This window comes from Candidatus Hydrogenedentota bacterium (assembly GCA_035450225.1).
In the GTDB taxonomy this organism is placed as follows: domain Bacteria; phylum Hydrogenedentota; class Hydrogenedentia; order Hydrogenedentales; family SLHB01; genus DSVR01.
In genome coordinates this window covers 1-15,346 of record DAOTMJ010000026.1, presented here as the reverse complement: position 1 = coordinate 15,346, position 15,346 = coordinate 1, and the positions used below count along the sequence as shown (strand labels likewise).

Below are 15,346 nucleotides of genomic sequence, written 5' to 3'. Positions count from 1 at the left end.
CAGCGCCGGGAAAATCGTATAGTGTTGGCGGCATGTGCAATGGAACGCTTTATTTGCTGGCAACGCCGATTGGCAACCTGGAGGATTTATCTTTCCGGGCGGCGCGAATCTTGGGCGAAGTCGAAGCGCTGGCATGCGAAGACACGCGGCTGACGCGGCGCATTTTCGAACGACACGATATCCCCAGTCCCCGGACCATCTTTTCGTACCACGAACACAACGAGGAATCAGCGGGCCGGCGCATACTGGGTTTGCTGGAAAACGGGACATCGGTCGCCGTGTGTACTGACGGCGGATTTCCCGGAATCAGCGATCCAGGCTACCGGCTGGTGGCGGCCTGCCGCGAACGGGGATTCCGGGTTGAAGTCGTGCCGGGGCCGAGTGCGGCGCTGACGGCGCTGATTGCGTCGGGTTTGCCCACATCGAGTTTCACGTTCAAGGGATTTCCACCGCGAAAATCGGGCGCCCGGCAACGGTTTCTGGAAATGGACAGGGATGCGCTGCATACCCTGGTGGTGTTCGAGTCGCCGTACCGCGTGGGCAAATTGCTGGATGATGCACTGGCCGTGTTGGGCAACCGCCTGGCGGCGGTCTGCATCGAGTTGACGAAAAAGTTCGAGGAGATCCACCGCGGATATTTGGCCGGGTTGGCGGATCAGTTTCGGGACCGGAATATCAAGGGCGAGGTAACCGTGGTAATCGCGGGATCGAATCCGAAGTTTGTGCAGGCGGACGATCCAGGCGGATCGGACGGATCCGTCTGATCCGCTAAGGCCCGCAACGCGGCGCTTGACAACGAACAGGAGGTGCTGGGCAATGTTTCAGTTTGATTTGCCGTTGGAACAATTGTGGACCTACTTGCTGCCCTTGCGGCAAGAACCGGATTTCCAGGATTTCTGGAACAAGATGTTGATTCGGAACCGGCAACAACCGCTGGATCCGGCCGCGGAACCGGTGGCCTATTCGGTGCCGGATGTGCGGGTCGAAAAAGTGTCGTTTGCGGCATTCGACGGCGGCCGTATCGCGGGATGGTCCATCACGCCGGTCCGCACACAGCGGCGTCCAACGCTGATTTTTTTTCACGGCTACAGCGGCGACAAGGGACGAATCGCCCACTACCTGATGTGGGCCCTGCAGGGGTTCACCTGCCTGACTTTCGACGTGCGCGGGCAATTGGGCGACAGCACGGATCACGCGGCGTATCCGGGCGGGCGATTCACCGGATGGTTGACAAGCGGAATTCTCGAGCCGGAGCAGTATTATTTCGTGCGGAGTTACCTCGATACGGTTCGGGCCATCGAATTCGCCCACACCTGCATGGAAGTGGACCCACAACACATCGGCGTGACAGGATGCAGCCAGGGCGGCGGGCTGAGTCTTGCGGCGGCCTGCCTGGATAATCGGGTAAAACTCTGCATGGCCGAGGTGCCGGCCTTCTGTCATTTCCCGCGGACGCTTGAATTGACGAAGGCGGCGCTGTGGACAGACTTGATCACGTATTTTGCACGACGGCCCCAAGACATCGATCAAGCCATGCGAACACTGAGTTACGTCGAGTTGAACAACATGACGGACCGCATCCAGTGCCCGACACTCGTATCGGTGGGGTTACAGGACGAGTTGTGCGTCCCGTCGAGCATCTTCTCGGCATACAACCGGATACCGGTACGCGAAAAACTCATCGAGGTGTTTCCGTACAACGGCCATGAAGGCGCGCTGAACATCGAAACGATGATCGTGTGGGCACGCCGCCATTTGATGGGCGAGCGCATGTAGCCGAACGGCCTACAACTGGACTTGGACGCCGAGTTCGACCACTTGGTTCGGGGGAATGCCGAAGAACGACGTGGCGCCCTGCGCATTTCGCGCCAAAAACGCAAAAAGACGCTGCCGGAATTTGGCCATGCCGGGATTGTCAGTAATAAGTATATTTTCTCGTCCGATGAAAAATCCCGCCGTGCGCCCGTCAATCTGCAAGCCTTGCTCTGCGCACAACGCAAGGATTTCGTTGACATGCGGCGACTCCATGAATCCATAGCGGGCCTTAATGCGATGGAATCCATGACCCAAATTTTCGATGACGATCCGTTCGGAGCGAGGGACAAATGGAATCTCCTCGACCACGACATTCATGATAGCCACCGTTTCATGCAAAACCTTGTTGTACTTGATGTTATGAAGGAACACCGGGGGTGTTGTGGCGAGGTTTCCCGACATGAAAATGGCAGCGCCCGGCACCCGGACGAGTTGTGTTTCATGGGGAATGACCTTTTGCACGAACTCATCCAACGGAACGGCCCGGGCATATAGGCGCTGATTCAAAATCTGGCGCCCTTTCCGCCATGTGGTGATGACGGTAAACAGGATGGTTCCGACAACCAGCGGCACCCAGCCGCCATGCGGAACCTTGAGGATGGCCGAAGACCAGAACGCAATCTCGAATACGAGAAACAGGCCGACCAGAAGCCGGGTGGCCCATGGGCGCCATCCCCAGCGTTCACGCGCAACAACGTAAAGAAGCAACGTCGTGATCAGCATGTCCATCGTGACGCCGACGCCGTATGCGGCGGCAAGGCCCGACGACGATCGAAACAACAAGACCAACCCAATGGTCGCCATAAGCAGAAATCGGTTGGCCACGGGAACATAGATTTGGCCAATGGTGCTGGAGGACGTATGAATGACGGGAATCCGCGGGAGATATCCGAGGAGCACGGCCTGCCGCGTAAGCGAAAAGACGCCGCTGATGATGGCCTGCGACGCCACGATGGTCGCGGTGGTCGAAACGACAACCAAAGGGATAATGCCCCATTGCGGGGCAAGGGCGTAAAAGGGGTTGCTCACCGCCTTTGGATTTTCAAGAAGGATCGCACCCTGCCCGAAATAGTTCATCAACAGCGCGGGAAGCGCCACCCCATACCAGCCCACGCGAATGGCGCGGCGCCCGAAATGACCCATGTCGGCATAGAGCGCCTCGCCGCCGGTCACGACCAGAAAAACCGCCCCCAACACCAGGAAACCCATCGAACGATTGGCCGCGAGGAAACGCACTCCATGCAGGGGATTGAGGGCAAACAGCACCGACGGCTGGCGGACAATGGCCATTACGCCCAGCGTGGCAATGACAAAGAACCAGATCAGGATAATAGGGCCAAAAACAACGCCGATACGCGCCGTTCCCCGGCGTTGAAACGCGAAGAGCAACAGCAGAATCACGAGCGTGATGGGCACCACATAGGGTTTGAAAAATGGCGTGGCGACTTCGAGGCCTTCCACGGCGCTGAGAACGGAAATCGAAGGGGTGATCATGCCGTCCCCGTAGAGCAAGGCCGCTCCAAAGATCCCCATGGTCATGACGGCGTATCGTCTCCACGCACTTTCTTCCGGAATCCGGGACAAGGCCAAGGTCATCAAGGACAGAATGCCGCCTTCCCCGTTATTGTCCGCCCGGAGCACGAAACCGACATACTTCACGGTGATGATGACGATCAGCGCCCAAGAAATGAGCGACAGGATGCCTTGGACGTTTGCGGGAGACGGTTCGAGGCGGCTGATGCCATGAAAACATTCACGAAGGGCATACAGCGGACTCGTTCCAATGTCGCCGTAAACGACCCCCAACGCGCCCAGCACAAGAAGGGCAAGACCCGAACTTTTTACGTCTTTGTTTTGTTGCATGGATTGAACTTCTGCCCATTTACAAAGTCCGGATCCTATCAAAAAAGCGTCCAAGAGTCACGCGGCAACACCTTGGCCCCATTTCGCGGGACATGAAACGGGACATAAAAATTTGAAATGGCCCGATTCGCATTGTTATCATCCCATCCGAAACCGGTTTTTCCTGTTTCGCAAGGCGAAGCCTTTTCACGGCGTCCCCATCGTCTAGCCCGGCCTAGGACACCGCCCTTTCACGGCGACGACACGAGTTCGAATCTCGTTGGGGACGCCATTTGTAAACCGAGTTAAGTACTGGCGCCACTTCGCCGGTATTTAACTTTTCTTTTTGCTCCAACAGCGCCAAAATCCCCTCGTTTTTGACTCGAATCCTCACCTTCTTGCCTTCCAGTATGATGTCCTCCACCAGCATACCGAGATACCGTTTGACGGTTTGTGGGCTGCCGGTGAACACAAGCTTCCGCAACTCATCCTGAATGAAGGCTATGGCTTCGGGACTGCTCAGGTGCGGCGGCAATTCCTTTATCGTGGTCCGCTGCTCAAGATCATCCTCAAACACCTTCTTCTTGATTCAGTTCCTTGCCCCTGTCGCCCATGTTCGCCAGGTCCAACGTGCCGTCTTCAAAGGCGTCATAGTAGCAGGTCAACTTCCTGTCAACTTCCGCAATCTTGGCCCGGAGTTCCTTCACAGGCTTATGCCGTTCGAGCAATGCCTTCCGCACTTCCGCCACAACCGTCTTGACGTTGCCCTCGCTGAAGGCCCAAGTCAGTATCTGTTCAAGGACGTGCTTCTCGAACAACCGGACTTGGATCCGATGCCCTGGGCACCCCTCCTTCCCTTGCCACAAGTACGTCCGGCAGATTTTGTGCATATATTTCATCATTGGTTTAATACGCGACGTTGTCGTCACGAATAGCCACGGCCCATAGGGACAAGTAGACGTGGTCGTGAATCAGGTCAAGAACGACGTTTGCGGTGGCTCAGAGGCCGCCGAGAGAAAGACCGTCAGGAAGGAACGGCAATGAACACGGTTGCCGTTTCCCCGAATTTGCTGCGTTGGGCTTGCGAGCGTTCGGGGCAAAGCAAGGAGCGTTGGGCTGACGGCTGAAGCAGATAACGCGATAGCCTACAAGTTCCATCCTTCGCGGTAGGGAGCACGGACAAAGGCGTCGGCGTCCTTGTTGTTGGTAACCTGCATCTTCTCCCCGTCCCACAGCAGTCGCTGTTGCGGGAAACGGACGGCGAGGTTGCCCATGAGGACCATTTCGGACATCGGGCCGGAATAATCGAAGTTGGAACTGGAAGGCTTTCCATCCTTGCAGGCCCGGATCCAATCCTTTTCGTGACCTCCTTCGCCACCGGGGACGCGCGGCAGGGTTTGTTCCGGCTGCTTGAAGTCTTTCATGGCGGATTCGGGAATCAAGCGCGGACTCTTGCCGTAGCATCCGCACATCAGTTTGCCCTTGTCGCCGATAAAGAGGACTCCACCGTCTTCGTCGCCCATCTTGCGCCCTTCCTCGAGTTCGTCCGGACGCGGGGGCATCAGCCCACCGTCATACCAATGCACCTTCACTTCCGGCAGACCTTCTCGCGCGGGAAACGTGTAGCGCACTATGGACGAACGCGGGTACATTTCGTTCTTTGGCTCGGTATACTTCCAGAAGTCCTCCCAGTAGGTGGAGATGCAGCCTTCAACGCTTATCGGGTATTTCAGTTTGAGCCCCCAGAACACCGAGTCCAGAAGGTGGCAGCCCAGATCGCCCAAGGAGCCCGTTCCAAAATCCCACCATGCCCGCCAACTTCGCGGAAGATAACATGGGTGGTAATCGCGGAATGGGGCGGGGCCCAGCCAAAGATCCCAATTGAGCGTCGCGGGCGCCGGGGGCTTGTCCTTGGGACGTTCGACCTCGACCCCCTGGGGCCACACGGGACGATTGGTCCAGGCATGGACCTCCGTTACGTTGCCGATGGCGCCGCTCCACAGCCACTCGCACACCATGCGGGTGCCGTCGCCCGAGCGCCCCTGGTTGCCCATCTGGGTCATGACCTTGTGTTCGCGGGCCGCCTCGGTCAATGCGCGGGCTTCATGCACGGAATGTGTCAGCGGTTTCTGGACATACACGTGCTTGCCGGCTTTGATGCAGGCCATGGCTATCACCGCGTGGGTGTGGTCGGGCGTCGCCACGATTACCGCATCAATGTCTTTTTGTTTGTCGAGCATCTCGCGGTAATCCACGTATTTCGCCGCTTTCGGATATCTCTTGAAGACCGGCGCGGCATAGTCCTGGTCCACATCGCACAACGCCACGATGTTTTCCGCCTCGCATTTCCCCAGATTGCTCTTGCCCATGCCGCCGATACCCACCGCGGCGATGTTGAGTTTCTCGCTTGGCGGTTTTCCGGCCGCCCCGATAAAGAAAGTACGCGGAATCACCGAAACGGCGGCCGCTCCGGCGGCGCATTTCACGAAATCGCGCCTTGGCATCTTCACGTCCGCGTTGTTCATCCTTCCGGTATTCTTCATGGCATTTCTCCTTCTTCCTTTTCTGGCACGGCCAAACCAAACGGAACAAAGTATACTCCAAAGCCTACCGGCCAGTCAGCGGCGCCATGACCCCGGCAACCCTCCTGATTGAATGACGCATGGAAGGGTTTCACCCCAGTTGTTTCTCAATCCAATTTCGATTGCGTACCGCCGAGTCAAAAGGATTCCGGTCTTCCGGTTCGTCTTCCCACGAATACCAGCCGGTGTAACCGATCTTCTTCAATTCGGCGATGCAGTCCGCCACCCGGGCGACGCCCTCGCCCAACAGGCAGGTTTGGTGACCGCCGGCGGCCTTGACATCCTTGATATGTGTATTTCGCACCAGTTGGCCGCATTCACGGATGATTTCAGGTCCCGATACGCCCTGGGTGCCCAGCCAGCCCGTGTCAATGCAAATCCCCAGCCAATCATTTCCGCCTCCCACAATATCGAGCAGTTCCCGGGCGGTCTTCTGGGGATGGTTCTCAAGGTTGAAGCGCACACCCGTTTCCTTGCACAGAGCCGTGGCTTGCTCGGGCGTGTTTTCCCCAATCCATCCGTTGATTTGCGGAATGCCCAACCCTTGGCAGACCTCGAGGGTCTTACGGCTCAGCGTGCCGCCATACCCGATGGCCTTGAGTCCGCAATCGTCCATTATCGCCTTCCAGGCGGCCCCGCGGTTGCGATCCATCACTTCCGGCGACGCATGGGCTTCCCAAATTTCAATGGCTCGGAATCCATGGGCGGAGATTTCCCTGCAAATGGACCTCCAGGCGGCTTCATCCGTGGCGGCGACCGTTTTCTTGTGTTGTTCGCCCCAGTTTGCCAATTCAAAACGGTAGCCTGAAACCCGGGCAACCAAATTGGCCGTGACGAAAGATATCTTCTTTTCCTCTTCCGCGTTGCTTTTCATCGGCACTCCTCCAAGCGCGCCCATCGTCAACGCCGCTCCGGCTGAAAGGGACGTTACAAGAAAACGGCGTCGTGAATCATTTGCATCATTCATGATTTTGTCCTTTCATATCCAAGACATATTACGCTTTTGGGCAGCGGTCAAAAAAACCGGCCGTCACCCCCATGTGTGGAAGCCTTCCAGCGGTTTTGATATCGTATCAAACGGAAAGCCATTCAAAGGAATTTATCAAATGGTTGAATTACGGCAGGTACGGCGCCGGCTTGGACCGGGCGTCGAGTTTCGGTGTGAAGCGTTTGCCGCGCCGGAAGGGGTCCAAATGGCGTTGTGGGGTCCGAGCGGTTGCGGCAAGAGCACGATGCTCAATCTCATATCGGGCCTGTTGCGGCCGGACGACGGAATAATCCGGGTGGACGGCGTGGAAACCCAGAAACTGAGCCAAGGCCGGCTGGACCGTTTTCGCGGCGAGCGGTTCGGATTCGTCTTTCAGACGTTCAATCTGCTGGCGCCGTTTACCGCGTTGCAGAATGTGATACTGGGCATGCGATTCAGCGACACGATACCGCAGGCGGAGTGGAAATCGCGCGCCACGCAACTGCTTGAACGGGTCGGACTCGGCCACCGGCTGCACAGCAAGCCGGCGACGCTGAGTGTGGGCGAACGGCAGCGGGTGGCCATTGCGCGGGCGCTCGCGAACAGGCAAAAGATCGTGGCCGCCGACGAACCGACGGGGAGTCTCGACCCCAGGACCGCCGACAGCGTCATGGATTTGTTGCTCGAGTTGTGCCGCGAGGAAAACGTGACGCTGCTCCTCGTGACGCATGCGCAGGAAATCGCCCGGCGGTGCGCGGATCAATTCAATTGCATGGGGCTCGTCAAGGAGGTTTCGGCATGAGCCTGTGGCGCATTGCATGGTGCTATTTATGGAATCGCAAACTGACAACGCTGTTGACGATTCTGTCGGTTGCGCTGGGAGTCGGTCTCATCTACTCCGTGTTGACGCTCCGCGAGGAAACCCGCAAACGCTTCGAGGAAGAAGGCCAGGCTTTCGATATCGTTGTGGGCGCGAAGGGCAGCCCCCTGCAACTCGTCCTGAGCGCCCTGTACTTCATGGACGTGCCGACGGGCAACATCGCGTTCTCCGATTATGAAGCCCTGAAAAATCACGAGGATGTCGCGGCGGCGTTTCCGATTTGCATGGGCGACACGTTCCGGGGTTTCCGCATCGTGGGCACAACCCCGGAAATCTTCGGTTATACCTGGACCAGCGCAATCACCGGCGAGACGCGCCAGCCGTTTTCCTTCGCGTCGGGGCGTCCGTTCGAGAAGCCGATGGAGGCCGTGGTCGGCAGTGCCGTGGCCGAAGCGGAAGGTCTCGAGCTGGGCGATTCCTTTATCGGCTCCCACGGATTCATCGAATTGCCCGAAGGGCTGGGGCACGATCATAGCGACGCCCCGTACACGGTGGTGGGTATTCTGGCGGCTTCCGGCACGCCGAACGATCGCGCCATCTTTTGTTCGATGGATTCCGTCTGGAATGTTCACGCCCACCCCAAGGAAGAAGACGGCGATCATCACGAGGATCATGATGAATCGCGCGAAGTGACCGCAATCCTCATCGCCTTGGAAAGCCCCTCGCTTCGTTTTCAATTCGTGGAGTATGTAAACGATTCATTCAATGCGATGGCGACGATCCCGATTCAGCAGGTTGCAAATCTGTACGCCAACATCCTAGGCACGGCCAAGAGCGTGCTGCTGGCGGTCGGCTATCTCGTCGTGGTCATTTCGGCCATATCCGTCCTGATCGGGCTTTACTTGTCCATTTTTCAACGCAAACGCGATCTGGCCGTCATGCGCGCCCTCGGTGCGTCCGCTTACGAAATAGTAAGTTCCGTCCTGATAGAAGCGTTCCTGGTGACGTTGCTTGGCATCGGCGTGGGCTGGTTGCTGGGCAACGGCGTCTGCTGGGCAATCGGCCAGTACCTTGAACGCCGCTACGGACTCGGCGTCGGCCTATTCGGCCTATTGACCCAGGAGCAATGGGCGGCCTTTGCCACCATCGCGCTTGTCGGCCTGCTTGCCGGCATTTTGCCCGCATGGCAGGCATATCGCACCGATGTGGCCCGCGATCTTGCGGAATTGTAGTCCTTCCTGCTATCGTTTCACCCCGGTTGCATAATCCATCCGGGAGTATTCATCGTGAGAAGACGCGTAGTCCGCGATATAGGCACTTTTCTGGGCGTGATCGTCATTCTGGGCGTAGTCGTGTTCGTCAACGGCCAGATGCAGCGAGGCACGCTGAAAGATCGCATGGAAAAGGTCCGGCAGGCGGCCGAGGCCAAGCAGCGCGGATCGGGCGTCGAACTGCTTTCATGGGACATCCTGCGCAAGACCACCGGTTCCCGCAAGACCGGCCCCACCTTCGACAAGCGCCTCATGGAAAAACGCGACGAAAAGGTCAGCATCATCGGTTTCATGGTGCCGCTCTATGATTTCCGAAATATCAAGGAGTTCATTCTGCTGCCCGTTCCAATCGAATGCTACTTCTGCCAGGCGCCCCCCATGCGCGACGTCATGCTGGTTCAAATGGCCGAAAATACGTCGGTGGATCTGGTCAAGGAGCCCATTATCGTCAGTGGCGATCTGACATTGAACGAGGGACCCGGAACAAAGTTTTTCTATGTAATCAAGGATGCAACGCGCGGCGCCGCCGAAAAAGGCGGCAAACTCACGCGAAAAAAGATTACCACAGAACACGTCCAGCACGCCATCGGCGCCAAGCAGAGCGAAGAAGCCCAACAAGAACCCCTTCTGGAAGGCCAAGAACCGCCCAAGGCGCCTTGATACCGGCATTTCGGCCCGGAACGCAGGATACTCTTTGTATAATTGCGGACAACTCTGACATGCGGATTCGAGTTTGGAATCGCCTGGCCCGAACATTCATCCCCTGATTTCCATCCGCGTGTTTCTGCGTCATCCGTGGATCGTTTGGTTTTCCGCTGATGATGCAGATACACGCGGATACCGAGCAGATGAACGGGATAACGAGGTAAAACATGCCTCCTTGCGGTATTGTGTTTTTTTACAATACTTTGGGACAACAATGACCCTGTATCACTGTTTTCCCAACGTTTGGACTGAACAACACCCCAAGATTATTCGCCCGCCGAATACATTTCAAGCACGTCGAGAATTTCGGTGACGGCGTTTTCAAGGCCAATGAACAGGGCGCGGGCCATGATGTCATGTCCGATATTGACCTCGTGCAGGCCGGGGATTTCCGCAACGAGCGGCAGATTGCGAACCGTCAGGCCGTGGCCGGCGTTGACGACGAGCCCCGCCTGTTGCGCACGATCGGCAGCCGCGAACAGACGGTCCAGTTCCTCGAACACGGCATCCCCCTTCGCATTCGCATAACAGCCGGTATGGAGTTCGACATACTTCGCTCCAACCGCGGCGCTGGCGTCAATCTGTTTGTTGTCGGGATCGATGAACATGCTGACCTCGATCCCAGCCTTGTTGAAACCGCTCACCACTTTTTTCAAGCGTGTTTTTTGCGAAGCGACATCGAGCCCGCCTTCCGTGGTGATTTCCTGCCGGTTTTCGGGCACAAGGCAAACGACATCGGGCTTGATGCGGTGTGCGATGCGTATGATCTCGTCTGTCGCGCCCATTTCGAGATTGAGGCGGACAAGTAGGACTTGGCGGAGGAGTTCCACGTCGCGATCCTGAATGTGGCGTCGATCCTGGCGAAGATGGACGGTTATCTGGTGCGCTCCCGCAAGTTCGCAGATTTTCGCGGCGGCAATGACATCGGGCGCCGTGCCCCTGCGCGCCTGGCGCAGCGTCGCAACGTGATCAATGTTGACTCCGAGTTTGATCATTACCGTGACCTCCGTGGTTCAATTTCACCGCAATCCGGCGATTCGTCCGGCAAGATGTTTTGCCAGCGCCTCGGCTTTTCGGATGGATTCATGCTGCACCATGACGCGAATCACGGGTTCGGTTCCCGATGGGCGGATGACCACGCATCCGACGCCGTTTATCTCCGACTCGCCTTCCCGGCGCACGTCTTCAAGCGCATTTTCCGAAGGCCAAACGCCGTTGACCGGCACCTTGGCATGGGCTTCGGGCACCGGTTGATACGCGTTGGCAAGGACGGACAACGGCTGGTCGCGCCGAATCATCGTGGCCAAGACGTGCAGCGCGGCGATCATTGCGTCGCCAGTTGTGTTGTATTCGAGCATGACAATGTGGCCGGACGACTCGCCGCCGAGCATGTATCCGTGTTCGCGCATGGGTTCTATCACATACCGGTCGCCCACTTTCGTGCGTAGGACGCGCCCGCCGAATGGTTTCAGCGCGCGTTCGAGCCCCGTGTTGGCCATGATGGTCGTAACCAGGGTCTTGTCCGGCAATTTGTCGCGTTCGAGCAGATCGGCGCCAAGAACGGCAAGAATCGCGTTGCCGTCGAGCATGCGGCCGTTTTCATCGGCCATGACGATACGGTCGCCGTCGCCGTCGAAGGCGATGCCGAGGTCCGCACGCTCCTTGATGACGGCCGCGCGCATGTCTTCGGGATGCACCGAACCGCAGTTGTGATTGATGTTGCGTCCGTTGGGCGCATTCGAAATCGGAATGACGGTTGCCCCCAATTCGGACAGGGTGAACGGGCCGACCTTGTAAGTGGCGCCGTTGGCACAGTCGCAGACGATTTTGAGGCCGTCGAGCCGCATACCTTTTGGAAAAGACGCCTTCACAAATTCGATGTAACGACCGACGGCATCGTCTATGCGCCGGGCCGTGCCGATGCGTTCATTGGTCGGGCGGATTCCATCGGTTTCCGGACATGAAATCAGGCGCTCGATCTCATCCTCCATTTCATCGGCGATTTTGAAACCGTCCGGCCCAAAAAACTTGATGCCGTTGTCCTGAAACGGGTTGTGCGACGCGGAAATCATGATTGCCCCGTCGCACCGGAGGCTTCGCATGATGTACGACACGCCCGGCGTGGGCAACGGCCCGACGAGCAACACATGCACGCCCATCGAGCAAAGACCGGCCGTCAGCGCGTTTTCGATCATATAACCGGATAAACGTGTGTCTTTCCCGATAAGAATGGTGTGTGGGCGATCTTCCCGCTGAAAGATATACCCCGCCGCCCGTCCCACTTTCAGCGCCGTTTCCGCCGTCATTGGATGGATGTTGGCGGTTCCGCGAATGCCGTCGGTGCCAAAAAGGCGATCTGCCATTGTGCAAAGTCTCCTCGTTGCCGGAATGAAAAACATTATATCACGTTGAAAGTCCGTAGACGATGGCGTCGCTCATACGGGCGACACGGGTCATGGCGCGCACATCGTGGACGCGAATGCACGATGCGCCGTTGGCAATGGCGATAGCCACGGTGGCCGCCGTGCCTTCCATTCGATCATGCACGGGAAGGTCCAGAACCGTCCCAATGGTTGATTTGTTCGATGTGCCTATCACCAAGGGCCTTCCGAAACGGGTGAAGGCGCGAAATCCGCGTAGGATGGCGAGATTATGCCCGACGGACTTCCCGAATCCAAAGCCCGGATCGAGCCATAGGGCCTCCTCGCGGATGCCCGCGCGAACGGCAAACGAGATACGCTCGTCGAAAAAGGCGCAAATATCGTCAATGACATTGTTGTAACGCGGACTGATTTGCATGGTCCGGGGCGTGCCGAGCATGTGCATCAGGACACAGTCGCAACCGGCCTCCGCCACGATATCCGCCATTTCAGGATCGTGCCGGAGCGCACTAATATCGTTGATCATGCGCGCGCCGAGCCTCAGCGCCCGGCGGGCCGTCTCCGCATGATACGTGTCCACGGAAATCGGAACGCCCAAGGGGACGACGGACTCGACAACGGGCATGATGCGCGCCCATTCGACTTCGACAGGGACCGGTTCCGCGCCCGGCCGCGACGATTCGCCGCCCACATCGAGAATATCGGCCCCGTTGGCAATCATCCCCCCGGCGACGGTTTTTGCCATGTCCAAATCGGCGATTCGCCCCCCGTCGAAAAAAGAATCGGGGGTGATATTCATGATGCCCATGACCCATGTGCGCGGGCCTTCCGCGTGAAGCCGCTCCGCAAGCAGCATGGGATCAGGCGGTTCCGGGCACTACATCGCCGGGTTGGGCCACCGGGCGTCCGGGCGCGCGTTCGGGCTTGACGGGAATCGGCGCCGGGGTTAGCGGGTCGCGATGTTTGGGTTCCTTGGGTGGCGGCGGCGGTATCAAATCCTGGCCGCCGTTTGCCCGGATAATTTCATCTATCTCATCCGCTTCGAGCGTCTCTTTTTCATAGAGTTCCTGCGCCAGCGCATCGAGGATAGGCCGGTTTTTCAGGATGAGATCCTTGGCGTCCGCATAGGCGTCATTCAGCAAACGATGGATTTCATTGTCAACCGCCGAAGCGGTTTCCTCGCTGAAATTCCGTTCCTTCAGGATGTCGCGTCCAAGAAAGACTTCGGCATTCGCCCCAAAGGAGATGGGCCCCAGATCGCTCATCCCCCACTCGCACACCATCAGATGCGCGCGTTCCGTCGAACTGCGAAGATCGCCCGCCGCGCCGCTCGAAAACTCGTTGAACACAACTTCCTCGGCGGCGCGTCCGCCCATCGCCATCCGCAAGGTGGCCAGGCAATAGGACTTGCTGACGTTGTGCCGGTCCTCCGTGGGGAGCCAACTCGTCAGCCCCAAGGCCGGCCCGCGCGGAATAATCGTCGCCTTGTGAATCGGATCGGTATGCGGGGTCAACCGGCCGACCAAGACATGCCCGGCTTCATGCACGGCTGTCAGGCGTTTTTCTTTTTCACTGATGGCCAGACTGCGGCGTTCCGGTCCCATCAACACGCGGTCCTTGGCATCTTCAAAGTCCTGCATGTTGACCTTGTCCTTGTTGCGCCGCGCGGCAAGCAAAGCGGCCTCGTTGACCATGTTGGCCAAGTCGGCGCCGGAAAAACCGGGCGTGCCGCGCGCCATTTTACGCACGTCCACATCATCGTCGAGCGGCAGGCCATTGTTACGGATATGGATGTGCAGGATGGCCTCGCGCCCGTTGATGTCGGGATTGCTGACCACCACCTGCCGGTCGAAACGCCCCGGACGCAACAGCGCGCGATCCAGGACGTCCGGTCGGTTTGTCGCGGCCATCAGGATAACGCCCTCGCTGGTGTTGAACCCATCCATCTCAACCAGCAACTGGTTCAACGTCTGCTCGCGTTCATCGTGGCCGCCGCCGAGTCCGGCCCCGCGCTGGCGGCCGACCGCGTCAATTTCATCAATGAAAATGATGCACGGCGCATGTTTCTGGCCTTGTTGAAACAGGTCGCGGACACGGCTGGCGCCGACGCCGACGAACATTTCCACAAAGTCCGATCCACTGATACTGAAGAAGGGGACATTGGCCTCGCCGGCCACGGCCCGCGCCAGAAGCGTCTTGCCCGATCCGGGCGGTCCGACCAGCAGCACGCCCTTCGGAATCTTGCCGCCGAGACGGCTGAATTTTTTCGGATCCTTGAGGAAATCAATGATTTCCTGCAGTTCTTCCTTCGCCTCGTCCACGCCGGCCACGTCGTTGAACGTGACGGGCTTGTCGCTTTGATTGATCAGGCGCGCGCGGCTTTTCCCGAAGGAAAGCGCCTTGTTGCTGCCCCCCTGCATTTGACGAAACATGAAAAACCAGAAGACACCGATGATGAGGATCAGCGGGACGACCTGATACAAAAGCCCCATCCAGAGCGTGTCTTCCATTTTCGGCTCGATGGTGACGCCGTTTCGCTCCAACGTTTCGAGCCATTCCTTGGGAACTTCGTGGTAATAGAACCGGATCGAGTTGTTGCCCTTGACCGGAGAGATGAAATCGGCCTTGAAATCGTAGCGCTGATCGCCCAACATGGTGTAGGAAACGCGTTTGATATTCGCATCCTTGAGGGCCTGCTCGAAATCCCGGACCGTCAACTTTTCCTGGGATCGCTGCGTGTTCGAAAACTGCGACCATGCCAGCACGGCAATCATCAGCAGCACGATCCACAGGGAGACTTGCTTGAAAAAACTGTTCATTACGTATTCGACCGCCTTTTCTTTTGGCCAAAAATGGAGACACCCTCCATTTGAAGCCATGATACCATACCTTGGTCGAACAAACAAACGAACCGTAATCCCCGGCTAAGGAAGCGATTGGGGCGGGTCATGTCAAATTGAGTC

13 protein-coding genes and 1 tRNA gene are annotated in these 15,346 nt (G+C 57.9%); 6 read left to right on the top strand and 8 right to left on the bottom strand.

Going from position 1 to position 15,346, the window contains the following annotated elements:
* The first annotated feature begins 32 nt into the window (after window positions 1-32).
* Window positions 33-764: a 16S rRNA (cytidine(1402)-2'-O)-methyltransferase gene (gene rsmI, locus P5540_13640; GenBank protein HRT65857.1), complete on the top strand. Its 732-nt coding sequence runs from the start codon at window positions 33-35 to the stop codon at window positions 762-764.
* A 52-nt stretch (window positions 765-816) separates the two neighbouring features.
* Entirely contained in the window at window positions 817-1,776 is a 960-nt protein-coding gene (locus tag P5540_13635; GenBank protein HRT65856.1) for an alpha/beta fold hydrolase, read from the top strand.
* Between the two features lie 9 nt (window positions 1,777-1,785).
* On the opposite strand, the gene P5540_13630 is transcribed toward P5540_13635, so the two are convergent.
* Complete coding sequence (locus P5540_13630; GenBank protein HRT65855.1) at window positions 1,786-3,678, bottom strand: potassium transporter Kup; 1,893 nt, start codon at window positions 3,676-3,678, stop codon at window positions 1,786-1,788.
* A gap of 193 nt (window positions 3,679-3,871) precedes the next feature.
* On the opposite strand from P5540_13630, the gene P5540_13625 reads away from it, so the two are divergent.
* A tRNA-Glu gene (locus P5540_13625) sits at window positions 3,872-3,949 on the top strand.
* A gap of 277 nt (window positions 3,950-4,226) precedes the next feature.
* Here the strand turns inward: P5540_13625 and P5540_13620 are convergent.
* The 3 genes from P5540_13620 to P5540_13610 all read right to left on the bottom strand — a co-directional run bounded on the left by P5540_13620 (window position 4,227) and on the right by P5540_13610 (window position 7,206).
* Complete coding sequence (locus tag P5540_13620; protein ID HRT65854.1) at window positions 4,227-4,475, bottom strand: hypothetical protein; 249 nt, start codon at window positions 4,473-4,475, stop codon at window positions 4,227-4,229.
* Between the two features lie 327 nt (window positions 4,476-4,802).
* On the bottom strand, window positions 4,803-6,200 hold the full coding sequence (locus tag P5540_13615; GenBank protein HRT65853.1) for a Gfo/Idh/MocA family oxidoreductase: 1,398 nt from the start codon (window positions 6,198-6,200) through the stop codon (window positions 4,803-4,805).
* Window positions 6,201-6,330: 130 nt separating this feature from the next.
* Entirely contained in the window at window positions 6,331-7,206 is an 876-nt protein-coding gene (locus P5540_13610; GenBank protein HRT65852.1) for a sugar phosphate isomerase/epimerase family protein, read from the bottom strand.
* A gap of 139 nt (window positions 7,207-7,345) precedes the next feature.
* On the opposite strand from P5540_13610, the gene P5540_13605 reads away from it, so the two are divergent.
* Genes P5540_13605 through P5540_13595 form a run of 3 tightly spaced genes read left to right on the top strand, consistent with a single transcriptional unit; the run spans window position 7,346 to window position 9,957 of the window.
* Window positions 7,346-8,008, top strand: a complete 663-nt coding sequence (locus P5540_13605) for an ABC transporter ATP-binding protein (protein HRT65851.1) — start codon at window positions 7,346-7,348, stop codon at window positions 8,006-8,008.
* On the top strand, window positions 8,005-9,258 hold the full coding sequence (locus P5540_13600; GenBank protein HRT65850.1) for an ABC transporter permease: 1,254 nt from the start codon (window positions 8,005-8,007) through the stop codon (window positions 9,256-9,258). The genes P5540_13605 and P5540_13600 overlap by 4 nt, the downstream gene beginning before the upstream one ends.
* 54 nt (window positions 9,259-9,312) lie before the next feature.
* Window positions 9,313-9,957, top strand: coding sequence for a DUF3299 domain-containing protein (locus P5540_13595; protein ID HRT65849.1), 645 nt, complete (start codon window positions 9,313-9,315; stop codon window positions 9,955-9,957).
* A 311-nt stretch (window positions 9,958-10,268) separates the two neighbouring features.
* Here the strand turns inward: P5540_13595 and P5540_13590 are convergent, their stop codons facing one another.
* From P5540_13590 to ftsH, 4 genes are read right to left on the bottom strand one after another with little or no spacing between them, the layout of a single operon-like run.
* The gene (locus P5540_13590) at window positions 10,269-10,997 is read right to left on the bottom strand and encodes a pyridoxine 5'-phosphate synthase (GenBank protein ID HRT65848.1); all 729 of its coding nucleotides are present in this window, start codon (window positions 10,995-10,997) and stop codon (window positions 10,269-10,271) included.
* Between the two features lie 24 nt (window positions 10,998-11,021).
* Entirely contained in the window at window positions 11,022-12,365 is a 1,344-nt protein-coding gene (gene glmM / locus P5540_13585; GenBank protein ID HRT65847.1) for a phosphoglucosamine mutase, read from the bottom strand.
* 40 nt (window positions 12,366-12,405) lie between these two features.
* Window positions 12,406-13,239, bottom strand: coding sequence for a dihydropteroate synthase (gene folP / locus P5540_13580; GenBank protein HRT65846.1), 834 nt, complete (start codon window positions 13,237-13,239; stop codon window positions 12,406-12,408).
* A gap of 4 nt (window positions 13,240-13,243) precedes the next feature.
* The gene (gene ftsH / locus P5540_13575) at window positions 13,244-15,202 is read right to left on the bottom strand and encodes an ATP-dependent zinc metalloprotease FtsH (protein HRT65845.1); all 1,959 of its coding nucleotides are present in this window, start codon (window positions 15,200-15,202) and stop codon (window positions 13,244-13,246) included.
* Between the last annotated feature and the right edge of the window lie 144 nt (window positions 15,203-15,346).

Bases quoted from the DNA above. Each gene is read 5' to 3' on its own strand.
- rsmI (HRT65857.1), top strand. From the start codon at position 33: ATGTGCAATGGAACGCTTTATTTGCTGGCAACGCCGATTGGCAACCTG.
- P5540_13635 (HRT65856.1), top strand. From the start codon at position 817: ATGTTTCAGTTTGATTTGCCGTTGGAACAATTGTGGACCTACTTGCTG.
- P5540_13630 (HRT65855.1), bottom strand. From the start codon at position 3,678: ATGCAACAAAACAAAGACGTAAAAAGTTCGGGTCTTGCCCTTCTTGTG.
- P5540_13615 (HRT65853.1), bottom strand. From the start codon at position 6,200: ATGAAGAATACCGGAAGGATGAACAACGCGGACGTGAAGATGCCAAGG.
- P5540_13610 (HRT65852.1), bottom strand. From the start codon at position 7,206: ATGAATGATGCAAATGATTCACGACGCCGTTTTCTTGTAACGTCCCTT.
- P5540_13605 (HRT65851.1), top strand. From the start codon at position 7,346: ATGGTTGAATTACGGCAGGTACGGCGCCGGCTTGGACCGGGCGTCGAG.
- P5540_13600 (HRT65850.1), top strand. From the start codon at position 8,005: ATGAGCCTGTGGCGCATTGCATGGTGCTATTTATGGAATCGCAAACTG.
- P5540_13590 (HRT65848.1), bottom strand. From the start codon at position 10,997: ATGATCAAACTCGGAGTCAACATTGATCACGTTGCGACGCTGCGCCAG.
- glmM (HRT65847.1), bottom strand. From the start codon at position 12,365: ATGGCAGATCGCCTTTTTGGCACCGACGGCATTCGCGGAACCGCCAAC.
- folP (HRT65846.1), bottom strand. From the start codon at position 13,239: ATGCTGCTTGCGGAGCGGCTTCACGCGGAAGGCCCGCGCACATGGGTC.
- ftsH (HRT65845.1), bottom strand. From the start codon at position 15,202: ATGAACAGTTTTTTCAAGCAAGTCTCCCTGTGGATCGTGCTGCTGATG.